We start from the raw sequence: 15,714 nt of genomic DNA on the forward strand, positions 1-15,714 counted from the left end.
CCCAATGCCCAGATGGTGCTTGATGCTTTGAACCAGGCGCTGGCTGCGCGTCAACCGGACCCCAAAATACTTATTCATCACAGTGACAGGGGCGTTCAATATTTGTCGATCAAATACACTGAACGGCTTGAGGAAGCCAAAATTGATCCCTCAGTCGGCAGCGTTGGTGACAGCTATGACAATGCGATGGCCGAGACAATTAATGGCCTCTACAAGGCTGAGGTCATTGAACATGAGGGCCCTTGGCAAGGCAAAAAAGACGTCGAATTTGCCACGCTCGATTGGGTCCATTGGTTCAATCACGAACGCCGCTTTGGACCCATCGGATACATTGCTCCAGCACATGCAGAAAGGAACTTCTATGACAGCCTGAACACTGTTACTCTCGCCGCAGAATAGGAACTCAACTGTCTCCGATAAACCCGGTCTGGTTCAGGTCTGACCCGTCCAGTGATCCTGCCAAGGATATCAAAGAAGGTCGGGAACAAATCCGATGACAGTTGGGGCCGCGTTAAGCCACTGGTTGTCGCCATGCGGACCGCATCACGACGAAACTCGTTTGTGTATCTCTTTGCCATTCTTTATCTCCTTCATGGTAAACATTGCTCGAAAGAGACCTGAATTAAACTGCGACAAGACCACATTGGAGCTACCCCGTTTGCATTCTGGCCTCTCAACCTACTTATGTAGTCCTTCGCCCCAAACTGAGGTGCTTTTTCGACCAGACATGAGTGGCGGCGCTGGGTGTACTGATGCGCTGATGTTTGAAAAACAAAGCGGTTCAACTTAGGTGGGGCAGTAGCATGGCGATACTTAGGGTGATGATCAGGATGCCTCCGACCATGTGTAGCGTCGCCGTGGCCGTTTGAATGCCGCCAAGGCCACGTGTGCTTAGCCTCGTCAGCCGTCGGGCAGCAATACCCGACGTCGCTATGGTTAGATTGAATGCGGCGGTGCCAAGGCCCATTGAGACCACCGCGAGGCATCCCGTGGCGAAAGCATCAAATCGCGCGGCGATCACTAAAACAAACAGTGCGCCGGTGCAGGGTCTAAGGGCGATACTTACAATAAGTGCGACTGCATCGCGGGTCGAATTTAGGGTATCCACTTGGGCGATGTTCGGACCGTGAGCATGACCACAACAGCTATGGTCTGCATGTTTGGCCTTGTCCATTTTGTACCACATACGAGCGCCGCGAAAAACCAATACCCCACCAAGCGCAGCAATTGCAGCGTAACTTACAGGGGCAAGCACGCTTTCGGTCATTTCAGCTAGATCGCCGGACCGCATTTTCAGGATGAAAACCAAACCGCCCACCAGGAAAATGGCCGTGGCAGCCTGTGCCAGGCTAGATAGAACTGTTAGCAGACTGAGACGTTTTAAGGTGGACCCACTGGCAAGTGCGGCCCCCCCGATAAGCACTTTGCCGTGTCCGGGACCAAGTGCATGGAAAAACCCATAGGCGGCGGTTGCGCTGCATAAGCTCCATACGGCCCAAGGGTCGCCTGCCTGAATGCCCCTTAAGGCACCGGCCATCGCGTTCTGGAATGTGCGTTGTTCGCCAGCGGCCCATTGCTGGATGTCATACCACGGCACAAAACCCCATGCTGCAAAACCAACGGTAAGGATACATAGGGTGGCTACACAAAGCTTTACCCACATGTCAGTCGGACCTCGTCGGAAAAAAGCCTTCCGACGTTTTGTTGTGTGGGTGTATCTTCTCGTGACAAAGCGGCAAGCTGTTCTTTCAATGCACGTTCAGTGGCGTTGGGGTCAAATGGCACAATTTCGGCCTGACATCGTTCCGGTAGATCGGTGGCATCTAGCGTGGGCAAAATGGTGTAGGCATAGTAAAATCCGGGATCGTAAAGGCGCAGAAGAACCGTGGTGTCCGTGACCGCGACCTGATCGGACAATGGTAGATTAAACGAGACCTCAATCCGATTGTTTTCGAATGTTACGGCCCCGGCTTCTGGTCTGCCCAGCGGATAGTCTTTGCCTGCGACTTCTAGGTAAACATCGCCCTTGTATTCTGGATCCCAATTGGTTTCACCATCAATGATTGCCGCATGATCAGCGTCGTTAAGTACGCCATCGCCATCTTTGTCGAGGTCCAGAGTTTCAAACAGCGTAAGCGTCGTAAATTCATCATAAGTCCAGGAGATGCGCAGGGCCTGCAATTTACCATGTTCATCGAAAATAAACGCGGAGCTTGCGTCTACAAAAATATGCGGATGTGCCTTAGCTATCCCGCTAAGGCACATCGCAAAAGATAACACGCTCATAAAAATGCGTAACATGTAGTGATTACAATCCAGTTTTATTTCAAGGTCTCAACCAGATTGATACGGTTACATACATCCTGCAAGTGCAGTCGACAAATTGCGGATAAGTTGCGGGTAAAGTGCAGATCCAAGTTCCAGATCAGACCCCATTGGGTCAAGAATACCGGTCTGTGATTGTGTCCCATTTAGAACAGTATCAATGAGGCCCGGATTAAATTGTGGTTCTGTCAGAATGCAGCTTATTCCCTCGTCGCCGACACGTGCTTGAATCTCAGCAATGCGTGCAGGACTTGGATCAGAGGCGTCACTTAAGGAAATTGCACCGGATGCCGGGAAATTAAAGTCTGTTTCAAAATACTGGTAGGCGTCATGGAAAACAACGAATTTCTCACCACGAACAGGGTCAAGCGTTGCATTGACTTCACCAATGAGGGCCTGGATTTCGGAACGTCCCGCAGCGGCATTCGCGAAATATGCGGCAGCATTTTCAGGATCAGCAGCGGAGAGTTGCCCGGCAATTACGTTCAACCATGATATTGCATTATTGGGGGACAACCATGCGTGTGGATCGTGTGCATCTTCGTGCCCGTGGTCATGGTGATCATCATGGCTGTCGTGATCGTTATGAGCGCCCTCGTCATGTTCCTCATGGGCCACATCGTCATGTTCCTCATGGATATGGGCCTCAAATAAGGGGCTTTCGCGCAGCGGCAGTTCAATTGTGCCATCAACTTCAAGCAGCTCTGTAACCGCTGCACCCGAGGCAAGCGTTTCGATGGTATCGGTGAGCCATGGCGTTAAGCCAGAACTGACCCAAAACACGAGGTCGGCGTTTTGCAGTGCTCGGGCTTCAGAGGGGCGCAGGCTGTATTCATGCGGACTTGCGCCGGGTTGAACGATGAGGTCGGGTGTGCCGACGCCGTCCATAACCCGTGCGACCAACGAGTGTACGGGTGCGATATCAACCGCAACCTGTGGCACCTGTGCAAAAGCGGTTCCGCCCATCAATATGGCAGCCAGTGAAAGGGGGAGAAGATTTCTGGACATCGATGTCTCCATGTGATTTTATAACATTACGAACTATGTAGGCGATATGTTATAATATGACAATAGACTTTCTGAATCAAAATACCAGCGATACGCCGTTGGGATTTGCGCATCATGATCATGACACATGTGTAACGGCGACGCTTGCGGCTGCGGATGCGCGTTGCGTGTCAGATGGGCTGCGGTTTACGCCGGTGCGTAGAAAAGTGCTTGAGATATTACTTCAGGAACACAGAGCGCTTGGTGCCTATGTGATTTTAGATCGATTGCGCGAAGACGGTTTTGGATCGCAGCCACCTGTCGCATATCGAGCGCTTGATTTCCTTGTGGTGAACGGGTTGGCCCATAAGATCGAACGATTGAACGCGTTTATCGCCTGCACCCATCCAAGCGAGTCACATGCGCCTGCCTTCATGATTTGTCGCTTATGTGACGCCGTGGCCGAAACACAATCATCTCCGGCAGGGGGGGCTTTGGGTGAGGCGGCTCGTGCAACGGGGTTTCAAATCGAACGTACTGTGGTTGAGGCCGAGGGCGTTTGCCCCACCTGCGCGGATAAGGCTGACGCATGAGCCTTGTACAAGTTGAAGACCTTAGCCTTCGCTATGGGGCGAGAACGGTGTTGTCGCATGTTTCCCTGAACGTCCAACGCGGCGAAATCGTGACCATCGTCGGCCCCAACGGATCAGGAAAAACCAGCCTGTTGCGCGCTATAATCGGTGCTGTGAAGCCATTCCAAGGCCGTGTTACACGGGGGGCAGGGGTGACCATTGGTTACGTGCCCCAGAAATTGCACATTGATGAAACCTTGCCGATCACGGTTTCACGGTTCCTGAAATTATCTGGGGACGCAACAGCCGTAAGCATTGATCACGCGTTGGCACAAGCGGGTGTGCCAGATCTGCCCAAAGCGCAATTGTCCCAACTTTCAGGCGGGCAGTTTCAGCGTGTATTGCTGGCACGTGCCCTAATTGGAAAGCCGGATCTGTTGCTTTTGGACGAGGCCACGCAGGGGCTTGATCAACGCGGATCTGCGTCATTTTACCAACAAATCGAACAGGTGCGGCAAGACACAGGCTGTGCGGTTCTTATGATCAGCCATGAATTGCATGTGGTGATGAGTACATCTGACCGTGTGATTTGTCTCAACGGTCACGTTTGTTGCGAGGGCACACCTGCCGTCGTTGCATCTGCACCCGAATACCGGGCGTTGTTTGGCACGGGAACGGGCGGTGCGCTTGCGCTTTATCGCCACGAACATGATCACGACCATACGCATGGGCATTGTGATCACGACCACGACCACGATCATGACCATGACGACACAAAGGCTTCTTAATAATGCTTGATGATTTTATGGTACGTGCCGCCTTGGCCGGGGTCGGTGTTGCAATTGCCTCAGCCCCATTGGGGTGTTTTGTGGTTTGGCGGCGTATGGCCTATTTTGGCGATGCAACGGCGCATGCTGCCATCCTTGGTGTGGCTGTGTCGTTGGCTTTCTCAATGTCGATATTTGTCGGCACATTGACTGTGGCCCTATTGATGGCGCTGACTGTCAGCGTGCTCTCGGGGAGAGGGTACGCGATGGATACTCTATTGGGGGTTTTAGCGCATTCCGCGCTGGCTTTTGGGCTTGTCGCAGTTTCATTCCTGTCGGGCGTCCGCATCGATCTGATGGCCTATCTCTTTGGTGATATATTGGCGGTTTCGCGTGGTGACCTTTCGGTGATCTGGGGGGGCGCTGCCCTTGTGGTGCTGTTGATCGGCTGGCGCTGGTCCGCATTGCTTGTCTCAACGCTAAGTCAAGATTTGGCTCACGCAAGTGGCATTGACCCAAAACGCGAACAACTGGTGTTGACCCTGGCACTGGCCATCACCGTCGCCGTCGCAATCAAGGTCGTAGGCGTCCTGCTTATCGCCGCCATGCTGATTATTCCTGCCGCAGCTGCGCGCCCCCTTTCACGAACACCTGAAGGAATGGCGGTTGCCGCAGGGGTTATCGGGATTTTGTCTGCTGTTGCCGGTCTGCGTGCCGCTTACGTGTTTGATACGCCGGCTGGGCCGTCAATCGTCTGTGTTGCCGCTATAACATTCCTCGCATCCAGTGCAGTCGGAAGCTTCAGATCCGTAGATCGTGGTTAAGGGGAAACCCCAGTCATCATTTACCTAGAGGCGTAAGAACGGGTTAGGGGGTGACGTTTTCTGTCTCAGTGATCTTCTCAAATTCGGGCAAATACTCTTTATGGTGTAGGGCTAAATACTTCAGGACCCTTTCATTTCTCACCAATCTGGAGATATAGCCGCGCGCCAATACAAGATCGAGATGATCAACCCCATAGCTGTCTTCCACCAAGCGCATCTGGCGTTCCAAATTCGCAGACTCGCGCTCCATCAGGGTGATTTGTTCCCGCGATATACCTTTGAACCTCTTGGGCGACGCCCCAGCAATCAACTGGTTGTCTGGCGTGGCGGCAAGTAAGGAACGGGCGTAATTTATGGTGTATTTATTCATGGTTACCATCAATTGCGCGGCCTCGATCTGGCGCATGGGTTTCATCTTCCTGAGAATGCGGAAACTGGTCAGGGCAATCTGTTTGTCCTTAAGCAACTCTGCCGCTTCATCGCAAATGCCATCTAGAAGGCGGCGTTTTTCCTGAAGCGTTTTGATGTTGATGTTCAATGCATTGGCCAAGCGTTCTTCCGAAACACCAAGCGTGAGCGCGCGCAAAACCATCTTATGTTCCTGTATCGTCGCCAACCGACTGATACGTTTGTTGTATGTGAAGGCTTCGTCATCGGTCGACACGATACAGCTTGTGGTGACCCTACCATTGGCTTTTAACACCTCATACCGAAGGTGTCCGTCAAGCAGCGTATACATGTTGGGATTATCCCGGTCACGGGCGACCACAATGGGTTCGACCAGACCGATTTCGCATATGGATGCTGCAATCTGAGCGTATTTCACAGTGGCTTTGGTCTGGGGCGTGACTAAGTATAGGGGCGCAATTTGTGAGAGCGTCAAAGGCAACAATTCACGTTCAAAAGCTGCCACAATAGTTTGCTCTGAATTTTGCCGCGTCATCCTATCGGCCGTTCTAAGCGGGACAACCGCGCAGCAATTGTTCTGGGGATGTTGATCAACCCTTCGGCGCGCAACAGTGTGACGAAATTCTCGTCCATTAAGAGCGTTTTTAACGTTTGTATCAAAAAGAGCATCTCACGGTGCGTCGCATCGGCTTTCCGCAATAAGGCCGTCTTCCTTTCCGCATCATCTTGATAGGTTTTCATCAGTGTTTCGACGGATAGTTTTTTGTTCGTGCAACTATGCGATGTCGCATGACCTTTGCCATGTTTGAGCCTAGCCTCAACAAGCCGTTTTGCGTTCAACAAGCGACCACCACGCAAGAGCTTACTTTCATAGGCTTTGCGCAGGACAGTTTGCACATTGACGTCTTCAGCATCTGCGATATCTACGGCAACGCTTACTGGGATTTTGCCACTTTCGACAGCACGCAAAAGCCGGTGTTCCTTACTTTCCAAAAGCCGTATGACGCCATGCACATATTTCAGAGACAGTTGGGTCTTTGTGGCAATTTCACGTTCGGCGTATCCGCTGCCTTTTAGGCGTTTGATGTCCCGCAGCAGATCAAGTGAATGATGTTGCCTCCGTGCGAGATTTTCCACCAAGCTCATCACCAGGCAATCCTCAGAGCTGGCAGTGATAACGACAGCGGGTATTTTGTCTTGCTTCAGGATTTTGAAGGCCTCCAATCGACCTTGACCGCAAACCAATTCATATGTCAGCGCACCGCTTGCTTCATTGGACCTCGCAGCAACAGTGATGGGGCGTTTCAGGCCAAGTTCAGCGATATTTGAAACGATCTCGCTAAAGATTTTTTGATTTCGAACGCGAGGGTTGATCACTGTGATAGTATCCACGGCGATCAGTTCGGTGCGTTCTCGTGGGGCATTGGACATTATGCAATCTCCAAAACTGATGTGCGCTCACATATGGCGAAGAAATGCGTGAGGTCATCAAAGCGGTAAGCATCAAGCGACAACCCATTGTTTTGCGAAAGGCGGAGGTTCGACAATGTCATGTCCGCAGTTGGCAACAGATAATAATCAAGTGGCGCCTCATTGGTTTGATCCATGCGCACCACGACTGTGATGTCAGGCACGAGACCTGTATCGAGCCGAATGTTCCAACGATACGACCCGGCATTGGTTTGCCTGCACCGGGCAATCACAACAGATGCAGAAAATTCGTGATTGATCCTGAGAAGGTTGGAATTGGCATCTTGTTGAACGTGCCCGCCATTTTGCGCAACGCCATCAACCACATTACGAATGACCCTTGAATGGACTTTACGCAGATGTTTGTTGATTGCGATGTATCGATAATCTGTGTCAGGCGTGAACCCGACCAGTTTATACGCCCGCAGCAAACTGCCAAATCTGCTTTGATAGACCCCGCTGGACGGCAAAGCTTTGGTTTCATTAATGACAACGCCAGACAAAAAGCCGTGGGTTTCAAGAGCGTCCCGCAAGCCATCCAGCATTTCTTCGTCAGAGTAACGCCGCGCCTTGGTCGCAAAGATCGCCCTCGCTGCGGCAAACAATTCAGCATCGACGATGGCTTCGAAAGCACCATCAGACCGGACCCAACTATGCGGGGCATTGCGTATATGACGTTTCTTCAGTTTGAACGATTTTCGGTTCCAGATGTTATTGCCGATGTATTTCTCGTTTGAAAGAAGTTGGCGTATAACGGATGGGGTCCAGTCCCGATCCAGATCTGTTTTGATGCCTTTTGCGTTTAGGTCCGCGGCGATCATAGTTTCGGTTTGGCCGTCTTTCACAAAGCTGTGGAAGATTGCGTTCACGACAGAGATTTCGTTATCCGGCCCTGGAACAAGTGTGACGCGGTCTGTTTGTATGCTCTTGTGTTCGCCCCGGGTGAGAATGCCCTTTTGCTTGCCGGCTTCGTCAATCAGCATCCGTCGCAGGCCAAAGCCCGGGGCACCACCTTGGCGATACCCAATTTCGATCAACCGTGACTGACCCGCAAATACCTTTTGCGACAGCTCGCGACTGTATTCGCCAGCCATCGCGCGTTTGACGCCTTTGACAATGGTGGAAACAGGGCTACCGTCATTCTCGAACTGTTCAGCGCAATACTCAATCGAAATGCCCGCACGTTTGCAGATGTACTCATAATAGGCGCTTTCATCGGCATCCTGAAATCGACCCCAACGGCTGATGTCATAGACAAGAACGGTTTTGAAATCTGCTTGCCCCGCCTGAATATCAGTTAACAATTGTGTCAGCCCATCGCGCCCCTTGATTTGCAGGCCGCTTTTCCCGGCGTCTGAATAGGTCTCGACGATCACATAGCCACGTTCCTTCGCATAAAGTGCAATTGCGTCCGATTGGTTTTCGGTGGAATAGCGTTGATGTTCCGTCGACATCCGAACATATTGCGCGGCTTTACGTCGACTATCTCGGTTGTAATCACCGTCTGTCCAACTCAATGCAGCACCCCTCAATTATTCAAATCGGCAATTTCACACTATGATTTAGCGAATCTTCTTCTGATCATAGCGAGGGAGGAACTGAAACATGTTGCATAAAAAGGGCAGCTCGTTTCGTCGGGACTGTGAGGGGCGGGTTTCTGCGGCAGAGTACCGAACAGCCATCAGCACAGCATTGGCGCAAGATCTTGGCGGTGCGGGAAGTGCTGCGAAGGTTGCAATTAGGTGGACAGGGGCGAGCGAACGGACAGCCAAGAACTGGATGTCAGGTACATATGGGCCAAGGGCAGAACACCTGATCGAGCTGATGCGGCATTCGGACAGGATACTTTCGGTCGTGCTGATATTGGCAGGGCGCGATGCAGCTATGACGCCTGAACATCTCAAACGTGTCCGAATTGAGCTGACGGAAATTTTATGCCGCTTAGATGCGGTCTATGGTGGGGACGATGACGGCAGGTCCGGCTAAGGGACCAACTCAGCATCCGCCAGGTTTCAACGAATGGAAGACCTGTAAGTTGCTTGGTGGGCCGTATTGCGACGACACGACCCAATCCAATTAGGCAGGCCAAAGATAGGTGATCCCTTATTGCAGGTGATGAGCGATCCGTAATCATATCCACTTGGGGAAGACGCTGTTACATATTCCTACCTAATAAGGTGACCGAGGTAAGGAATTCCTGACCTATTCACCTATCTAAATAGATAAGTTGCAATAAGGCTTTCCTTTTTAGCTGGACTCGTTGATAACGTTAATTAGTGGTTAACGAGGGATTTATTATGAAAGAACTATCAGTCGCCCCAAAAGAACGAATTAATGTTAAATTTGTTCCTGCAACCGGTGGCCAACAGGAGGAAGTTGAACTTCCGCTGAAAATGGTTGTGCTTGGTGATTTCACTGGATGTGCGGATGAAACGCCGTTGGAAGAACGCCGCAGCACTGAAATTGACAAGAATAATTTTGGCGATGTTCTGCGTGAGATGGAGCTTGAGCGCACCATCGAAGTGAAAGACACTTTGCGCGAAGATGATCCTGATGCGACGCTGAATGTAAATTTGAAGTTCGAAAGTCTGCATGATTTTGAGCCTGACGCGATTGTTCAAAAAGTGCCTGAGTTGAAAAAACTGGCTGAACTGCGTGAAGCGCTTACCGCTCTCAAGGGTCCGTTAGGCAATATGCCATCTTTCCGTAAGGCATTGGGTGAATTGATTGAAAACTCTGACAACCGTGACGCGCTGTTGAAAGAACTTGACGCCGGCAACGGCGAATAATCAAAAATCCATCTGCAGCAGACCCGGCAATTTGTGGCCGGATCTGAGTTTTGAACAGTATAAGAGTGCCGTATTATGAATACACAAGTTGAAACCGCACCAGAGCAGGCGGAAGTCGCGTCTGGTTCCCTTCTCGATCAGATCATGGCGAAAAGTAACCTCGGTCCACAGGACGATGGTTATGATGTTGCGCGCAAGGGCGTAGGCGCGTTCATCTCTGAGTTGCTTGAAAGCAGCGACCAAGACGAACCCATTAACAAAGCCCGCGTGGACCGGATGATTGCGGAAGTTGACCGCAAGATTTCAGGCCAAATGGATACAATTCTGCACCATCCTGAATTTCAAGAAATTGAAAGCACATGGCGTGGATTGAAGCTTCTGATTGATCGCACGGATTTCCGCGAGAATATCAAAGTTGAATTGATGTCAATTCGCAAAGATGAATTGCTGGAAGATTTCGAACTTTCCCCAGAAGTTCCACAATCCGGTCTATATAAGCATATCTATTCTGCGGAATATGGCCAATTTGGTGGTGAGCCTGTGGGCGCAATGGTTGGTATGTATGAGTTCAACTCAAGCACGCCAGACATGAAACTTCTGCAATATTGTGCCTCTGTTGGTGCGATGGCCCATGCGCCGTTCATCTCATCTGTGGCGCCACAATTCTTTGGCATCGACAGTTTCACTGAGCTGCCGAACATCAAAGAAGTGTCTTCGATCTTTGAAAGCCCGAAATACACCAAATGGCGCAGCCTTCGTGAATCTGAAGATGCCCGTTATGTGGGTCTGACCGCGCCACGCTTCTTGCTGCGTAACCCTTATGACCCGCTGGAAAACCCGATCAAAACCTTCCAGTACCGTGAAGAAGTTGAGCATTCTCATGATGCGTATCTCTGGGGTAACTCAGCGCTTCTGATGGCGGAACGGATCAACGACAGCTTTGCGAAATATCGCTGGTGTCCAAACATCATTGGCCCACAATCTGGCGGTGCTGTTCAGGATCTGCCTGTGCATGTCTATGAGGCATTCGGTCAGCTGGAACAGAAAATCCCGACTGAGGTTCTTGTAACCGATCGTCGTGAATTTGAACTGGCAGAAGAAGGCTTTATCACCCTCACAATGCGTAAGGGTTCTGATAACGCTGCATTCTTCAGTGCGAATTCCATCCAGAAGCCAAAGCGTTTCCCGAACACCAAAGAAGGCAAAGAAGCCGAGACCAACTACAAGCTTGGCACGCAGCTTCCTTACATGTTCATCATCAACCGTCTGGCGCATTACATCAAAGTTCTGCAGCGTGAACAGATTGGGTCTTGGAAAGAACGTGCGGATCTGGAACGCGAATTGAACGCGTGGATCATGCAATATGTTGCTGATCAGGAAAATCCACCTTCAGATGTGCGTTCGCGTCGTCCGCTGCGCGCAGCCAAAATCGACGTTTCTGACGTTGCTGGCGATCCAGGTTGGTATCGTGTGTCCATGTCTGTGCGTCCGCACTTTAAATACATGGGTGCGAATTTTGAACTGTCTCTCGTGGGTCGTCTGGACAAAGACTAATTCCTGACGGTGAGGGGTTCTTCAGACCAAACATCCCGGTCATCCGCCCGTCCGCTTTCATTGTTTGAAAGAATGCGGGCGGATGATCTGATGGAAAAGCCTGTGACAGGTTCCGGTACAGAAGCGCGCATCAATTCCATAAGATCGGGATTGTTGCGCCTTTTGAACAGTCGTCGTGGTGCGTCTGACGCAACGCCCGATTATGGGTTGTCTGATTTCAACGATGCCTCGGTCGGGTCATCTGACATGTTGCAGGTGATTGCCCGCGACATCAGAGATGCAATCGTGAAATTCGAGCCACGTGTCACCAATGTGAATGTCAGCTTTGACCGGGAATATTCCGGTGGGTTGGAATTGTTTTTTAAAGTTTCGGTGCAGACCCCAATTGGCCACCGAAATGAGCAGGTCATGATTGATCTGGTTTTGAAAGAAGGGCGCAATTTTGCGCTTAAATAAGGTACGGTAAATGTCAACGGCACGGTATTTTCAGGATGAATTGGATTATGCGCGGGTATGCATCTTGGTTGGAATATGCCAAAGCACCTGAATCCAAAGATGAAACAGGCATCACGGACCAGGCTGCCATGCCAGCGTTCGTTGCCGAGGAGCATTTGAAAAATGTTGCATCTCCCGATCATGTGGCATTGAAAAAGTTGGAAGATCGACTTTTCATGAGTCCAGATTGGTTTGAAGGCCAGAACCTAGCGGCTGATATGGCGCTGGCGCTTGATATGCCCAAAAGCGCAGATGCAATTCGCGTGCGTGTGCAGGATCGTTTGGCGCAGGTGCCTGAACTGATGGATCTCAAACATCAAAATGGAACCGAGATCGTTCCGGATACAATCAGAACATGGATTGCAGATGATGTTGCACCAGACTCCGGCGCAACGAAGTCAGAACCATCCGACATTCCAGGGGATGACACGGATGCTCTGGCCCTGGCAGAAGCCCGGATCTGTGCGGCCCGCTCGCCCCGAGAGGCCGCTTTGGCGCAATATGAATTCGCAGTTGCATTGATTGCTGCGGGCCATGTTCATCATGCGCGTCTGATTTGTAAAACTTTGACGAGACAACTGTCCGAGCCCCCACTTGACGACTGGGACAGCCATTTTCTAGCCGAAGTCAAAAAACTGAAGCTGAAATATCTTGCGTAAACGCGGCCTCAACTTTCATCAGATTTAGGGGTTGGGCTTTCGACGCTGAACAAATGGGTTCAACAGCATCAACACGATGACCTGATAGGCGAACTTCAACATTGGCGGCGTCCATTGCGGACGCGACATGCGGTGTCGATCTTTCAGGCTTTTATCCGACGGTCGGCTCCAGAAAGCAGATAAGATCGGTTAGGCATAGAGACTGGCTCGGCGGAAATGCGCGGGGACAGTCGCTCTATGCTTTTCCCTCAGGTCTCACCTAAAAGCAGTACCCCATTAATACACTTGGCCTTCCACATTGAATGAATCTTCTTGATCTAAGAAACTTACAGCAGTTTAGGGACCGTACTTTTAAGTGAATCATCGCGGGTTATCGCTCTCCCAGGCTAGCGACGTTTTTTTAATTTTGAAAATCGCAGTTTAGTTTTGGACATGCTGGCCCCTAAAGGGCCAAGCTTGTCTTGCTTTTTTATGTATTCACCGACTCACCTTGCTCAGAAATCAGGACATCTTGAAGCCGCTTTCATAGATGAAATGACTAACTAGCCTGCTAGCCATTCGCTTGATGGCAATGATGAAAATCAAGCCTTCGTCAAAAAACCGTCACCGTAGGTCGACATTGCAAGCCCACGTGCTGGGTCGAGATCAAAGTGCTTGTCTACTACCTGATTTGCCGCGAAGGCCGCGTCCATCAAACGATCACCATCGTCCCATTTAGAGAGAAATGTTTCTAACCAATGCGGTGGTACCTGCGAGTCAAGCGGCCATGGTGAAGCAACAACAGCGCTACAACCACGATCAAGAACCTGCTTGGCCAAACCAAGCGTCGTGTTAGCCATGGGATGCTTGTCCATACGATCTCCACTACAAACAAAAAGGATTACGACGCACACATTCCTAACGTTAGCGGTGTTTCAGCCACTAAAACTCCAGGGCAGCAGCTGATCGATGTGCTTCTTTATGACCATTGACGATGGCAGTTAGAACGATTGAGATGTCTCAGAAAACCCTAGGGCAGTGTAGGTGTACTGATTACATTGAGCATTGCACTTACAGTCAATTATGTACTAGCCACTTTTGTACCAGGGTCAGCTGGGTTTACTTTGACGGTAAACCCGCTGGTAGTGCTGGTATCGGTCAGCGTGTCTGTGGTGATGTTTGGCTGGAGTCCTGCCAAACAAGCTGCTCGTTTACCGGTAGTAGATGCGTTGCGGAGTGATTGATACACTGGTATAAGTTATAGGTAATATAAAGGTATAAAAATATTGATGAAAACTCTAAAAATAATCTTAGGAATTGTGGTTGTAGTAGTAGCGGTAATTGTTATGAAGCTGTTTGTCTTTGTACCAGCTGAATTCAAGCCACAAGCCAACGCAGTGGAGAATTGTCCGTCAAATATCTTCGATAAGTCAGCCGTGGTGTTTAATTCGTTGACTATCTGCGGCACTAGTGGCGTGTCACAAGATAAGTTGCAGCATGCAGCTAATGTAGCCGCCCAATGGCTTGATAATGATCAGGACGGTGTAGCTGATAATCCAGTGGTGAACGAACAGTTAGCTGCCAATAAAGCCACAGTAGTTATGTCAGGTAGTGGTTTTGGTATGACGGCAGCGCGGATATATAGCGCTCTGGAACTTGATGGGCGGTTTGGTCAGGATTTGCACGCAGTAGAGACTAATAATCCAGAACGACGTGATGCTTCCCAAGAAGAAATGCACCACATTATTTCTGGAGCTGGTTGGGCAGCAGTATATCCTGAGCTTTTTGCTGACCAATCAGAAACCTCGCAAATCTATAAGGGATGGGAACACTCTGATGCTAATGGGTATTATGTGTACAATGACCCAACTTGCAACAATTTCTGTAAGAATATGGAGCATTTATACAAAGCAGTGGCGGCATATCTAGGTTCTGATGCAGACTTGGCTGATACAGAATTTACCATCAAGAGTCAGGCTGAGCTACGAGAAAAGCATCCCGATATGGTAGCGTTATTTGAGTCGCCAGATTACGATTATCCAAACCACATGTGGCCAGATGGAGCATATGAACATACTCAGAATATTACATTTTTCCCTTAGAGCCCGTTTTAAAAGTGGTCTTGTCCCGCTTACGTTCCGGTCTCTGAACTCATTTATGCGGCCTTTCGCTCAAAAGCCAAGGGACTTTTCCCGCCAAGCGATGAGTGGCGACGGCGCGGGTTATAGAACCCGTTGATATACTGGAAGATCGCGCCTTCAGCCTGACGGCGTGTGTCCCAACGGTTGCGCCAAATCAGCTCAGCCTTAATGGATTTGAAGAACGTCTCGACCATAGAATTATCATAACAATTTCCCTTGCCGCTCATCGAGACCTTGAAACCGTGCTTGGACAAGCGCTTCTGATACTCATTTGAGCAATATTGTGAACCACGATCCGTATGGTGAATGCAATCCTCCGGTGGTTGGCGCAAAGCAACGGCCATATCTAACGCCCGGATTGCCAGATCCTTCTTCATGCGGTTACTGATAGCCCATCCGATGACGCGGCGAGAATACAGGTCAAGGATGACGGCAAGATACAGCCAACCTTCGCTGGTCCAAATGTAGCTGATGTCGCCAGCCCATTTCTGATTGGGGCCAGTCGCTGAGAAATCTTGATCCAACAGATTTGGTGCAATGTTGAACGTGTGGTTGCTGTCCGTTGTCGCCTTGTATTTCTGGGTTCTGATGATCTTGATGCCATTCTCGCCCATCAGACGTCCGACCCTGCGATGGCCCACCGGTAATCCCAATTCTTGCAGTTCCTCGGTTATCCGAGGCCGCCCATAGCTTTGCAGGCTTAAGCGATGCTGTTCAGTAAGCGATGCGCACAGGCCATGGTAT

The 15,714-nt window shown here is 50.4% G+C and carries 18 protein-coding genes; 10 read left to right on the forward strand and 8 right to left on the reverse strand.

The annotated features are described in order from the left end of the window. A partial coding sequence (locus RJ38_RS07940; protein ID WP_039018341.1) for an integrase core domain-containing protein occupies window positions 1-399 on the forward strand: 399 nt, incomplete at its 5' end. A gap of 382 nt (window positions 400-781) precedes the next feature. Here RJ38_RS07940 and RJ38_RS07945 read toward each other — a convergent pair. From RJ38_RS07945 to RJ38_RS07955, 3 genes are all read right to left on the reverse strand, one after another. Next, window positions 782-1,663 (reverse strand): nickel/cobalt transporter, encoded by an 882-nt coding sequence (locus RJ38_RS07945; RefSeq protein WP_039018342.1) that lies wholly within the window; start codon window positions 1,661-1,663, stop codon window positions 782-784. Next, window positions 1,654-2,286, reverse strand: coding sequence for a DUF1007 family protein (locus RJ38_RS07950; RefSeq protein WP_162183560.1), 633 nt, complete (start codon window positions 2,284-2,286; stop codon window positions 1,654-1,656). Before RJ38_RS07950 ends, RJ38_RS07945 begins: the two co-directional genes overlap by 10 nt. Before the next feature lie 66 nt (window positions 2,287-2,352). Beyond that, complete coding sequence (locus RJ38_RS07955) at window positions 2,353-3,333, reverse strand: zinc ABC transporter substrate-binding protein (protein WP_039018344.1); 981 nt, start codon at window positions 3,331-3,333, stop codon at window positions 2,353-2,355. Between the two features lie 56 nt (window positions 3,334-3,389). Between RJ38_RS07955 and RJ38_RS07960 the strand changes: the two genes are divergently transcribed. From RJ38_RS07960 to RJ38_RS07970, 3 genes are read left to right on the forward strand one after another with little or no spacing between them, the layout of a single operon-like run. Further along, entirely contained in the window at window positions 3,390-3,905 is a 516-nt protein-coding gene (locus RJ38_RS07960) for a Fur family transcriptional regulator (RefSeq protein ID WP_039018345.1), read from the forward strand. Then, on the forward strand, window positions 3,902-4,672 hold the full coding sequence (locus RJ38_RS07965) for a metal ABC transporter ATP-binding protein (protein WP_039018346.1): 771 nt from the start codon (window positions 3,902-3,904) through the stop codon (window positions 4,670-4,672). The genes RJ38_RS07960 and RJ38_RS07965 overlap by 4 nt, the downstream gene beginning before the upstream one ends. A 2-nt stretch (window positions 4,673-4,674) precedes the next feature. Next, a complete protein-coding gene (locus RJ38_RS07970; RefSeq protein ID WP_039018347.1) occupies window positions 4,675-5,475 on the forward strand; it encodes a metal ABC transporter permease in 801 nt (266 codons plus the stop codon). A gap of 43 nt (window positions 5,476-5,518) precedes the next feature. Here RJ38_RS07970 and RJ38_RS07975 read toward each other — a convergent pair whose 3' ends face one another. The 3 genes from RJ38_RS07975 to RJ38_RS07985 are packed head-to-tail and all read right to left on the reverse strand — an operon-like array spanning window position 5,519 to window position 8,870. Continuing rightward, window positions 5,519-6,388, reverse strand: a complete 870-nt coding sequence (locus RJ38_RS07975; protein ID WP_238321666.1) for a plasmid partitioning protein RepB C-terminal domain-containing protein — start codon at window positions 6,386-6,388, stop codon at window positions 5,519-5,521. Between the two features lie 26 nt (window positions 6,389-6,414). Then, window positions 6,415-7,314, reverse strand: a complete 900-nt coding sequence (locus RJ38_RS07980) for a ParB/RepB/Spo0J family partition protein (RefSeq protein ID WP_039018349.1) — start codon at window positions 7,312-7,314, stop codon at window positions 6,415-6,417. After that, window positions 7,314-8,870 (reverse strand): recombinase family protein, encoded by a 1,557-nt coding sequence (locus tag RJ38_RS07985; RefSeq protein ID WP_272945940.1) that lies wholly within the window; start codon window positions 8,868-8,870, stop codon window positions 7,314-7,316. The genes RJ38_RS07980 and RJ38_RS07985 overlap by 1 nt, the downstream gene beginning before the upstream one ends. 88 nt (window positions 8,871-8,958) lie before the next feature. Between RJ38_RS07985 and RJ38_RS07990 the strand changes: the two genes are divergently transcribed. The 5 genes from RJ38_RS07990 (at window position 8,959) to RJ38_RS08010 (ending at window position 12,850) form a co-directional block, all read left to right on the forward strand. Beyond that, window positions 8,959-9,339, forward strand: coding sequence for a hypothetical protein (locus RJ38_RS07990; RefSeq protein WP_156121808.1), 381 nt, complete (start codon window positions 8,959-8,961; stop codon window positions 9,337-9,339). A gap of 311 nt (window positions 9,340-9,650) precedes the next feature. Beyond that, on the forward strand, window positions 9,651-10,142 hold the full coding sequence (tssB, locus tag RJ38_RS07995) for a type VI secretion system contractile sheath small subunit (protein WP_039018351.1): 492 nt from the start codon (window positions 9,651-9,653) through the stop codon (window positions 10,140-10,142). Between the two features lie 75 nt (window positions 10,143-10,217). Further along, entirely contained in the window at window positions 10,218-11,696 is a 1,479-nt protein-coding gene (gene tssC / locus RJ38_RS08000; protein WP_039018352.1) for a type VI secretion system contractile sheath large subunit, read from the forward strand. Between the two features lie 9 nt (window positions 11,697-11,705). Next, window positions 11,706-12,152, forward strand: coding sequence for a type VI secretion system baseplate subunit TssE (gene tssE, locus RJ38_RS08005; protein ID WP_272945941.1), 447 nt, complete (start codon window positions 11,706-11,708; stop codon window positions 12,150-12,152). Between the two features lie 35 nt (window positions 12,153-12,187). Further along, the gene (locus RJ38_RS08010) at window positions 12,188-12,850 is read left to right on the forward strand and encodes a type VI secretion system domain-containing protein (RefSeq protein WP_082005676.1); all 663 of its coding nucleotides are present in this window, start codon (window positions 12,188-12,190) and stop codon (window positions 12,848-12,850) included. A gap of 581 nt (window positions 12,851-13,431) precedes the next feature. Here the strand turns inward: RJ38_RS08010 and RJ38_RS08015 are convergent. Then, window positions 13,432-13,704, reverse strand: coding sequence for a hypothetical protein (locus RJ38_RS08015; RefSeq protein ID WP_039018354.1), 273 nt, complete (start codon window positions 13,702-13,704; stop codon window positions 13,432-13,434). A gap of 414 nt (window positions 13,705-14,118) precedes the next feature. Between RJ38_RS08015 and RJ38_RS08020 the strand changes: the two genes are divergently transcribed. Then, window positions 14,119-14,931: a hypothetical protein gene (locus RJ38_RS08020; protein ID WP_052245288.1), complete on the forward strand. Its 813-nt coding sequence runs from the start codon at window positions 14,119-14,121 to the stop codon at window positions 14,929-14,931. 53 nt (window positions 14,932-14,984) lie between these two features. Here the strand turns inward: RJ38_RS08020 and RJ38_RS08025 are convergent. Beyond that, on the reverse strand, window positions 14,985-15,714 hold a 730-nt coding region (locus RJ38_RS08025; protein WP_039018358.1), incomplete at its 5' end, for an IS3 family transposase.

The organism is Halocynthiibacter namhaensis (assembly GCF_000812685.1).
GTDB classification, from domain to species: domain Bacteria; phylum Pseudomonadota; class Alphaproteobacteria; order Rhodobacterales; family Rhodobacteraceae; genus Halocynthiibacter; species Halocynthiibacter namhaensis.

What these genes read in the sequence shown, in the direction of transcription:
- RJ38_RS07945 (WP_039018342.1), bottom strand. Translation starts at nt 1,663, where the DNA reads ATGTGGGTAAAGCTTTGTGTAGCCACCCTATGTATCCTTACCGTTGGT.
- RJ38_RS07950 (WP_162183560.1), bottom strand. Translation starts at nt 2,286, where the DNA reads ATGAGCGTGTTATCTTTTGCGATGTGCCTTAGCGGGATAGCTAAGGCA.
- RJ38_RS07955 (WP_039018344.1), bottom strand. Translation starts at nt 3,333, where the DNA reads ATGTCCAGAAATCTTCTCCCCCTTTCACTGGCTGCCATATTGATGGGC.
- RJ38_RS07960 (WP_039018345.1), top strand. Translation starts at nt 3,390, where the DNA reads ATGACAATAGACTTTCTGAATCAAAATACCAGCGATACGCCGTTGGGA.
- RJ38_RS07965 (WP_039018346.1), top strand. Translation starts at nt 3,902, where the DNA reads ATGAGCCTTGTACAAGTTGAAGACCTTAGCCTTCGCTATGGGGCGAGA.
- RJ38_RS07970 (WP_039018347.1), top strand. Translation starts at nt 4,675, where the DNA reads ATGCTTGATGATTTTATGGTACGTGCCGCCTTGGCCGGGGTCGGTGTT.
- RJ38_RS07980 (WP_039018349.1), bottom strand. Translation starts at nt 7,314, where the DNA reads ATGTCCAATGCCCCACGAGAACGCACCGAACTGATCGCCGTGGATACT.
- RJ38_RS07990 (WP_156121808.1), top strand. Translation starts at nt 8,959, where the DNA reads ATGTTGCATAAAAAGGGCAGCTCGTTTCGTCGGGACTGTGAGGGGCGG.
- tssB (WP_039018351.1), top strand. Translation starts at nt 9,651, where the DNA reads ATGAAAGAACTATCAGTCGCCCCAAAAGAACGAATTAATGTTAAATTT.
- tssC (WP_039018352.1), top strand. Translation starts at nt 10,218, where the DNA reads ATGAATACACAAGTTGAAACCGCACCAGAGCAGGCGGAAGTCGCGTCT.
- RJ38_RS08010 (WP_082005676.1), top strand. Translation starts at nt 12,188, where the DNA reads ATGAATTGGATTATGCGCGGGTATGCATCTTGGTTGGAATATGCCAAA.
- RJ38_RS08015 (WP_039018354.1), bottom strand. Translation starts at nt 13,704, where the DNA reads ATGGACAAGCATCCCATGGCTAACACGACGCTTGGTTTGGCCAAGCAG.
- RJ38_RS08020 (WP_052245288.1), top strand. Translation starts at nt 14,119, where the DNA reads ATGAAAACTCTAAAAATAATCTTAGGAATTGTGGTTGTAGTAGTAGCG.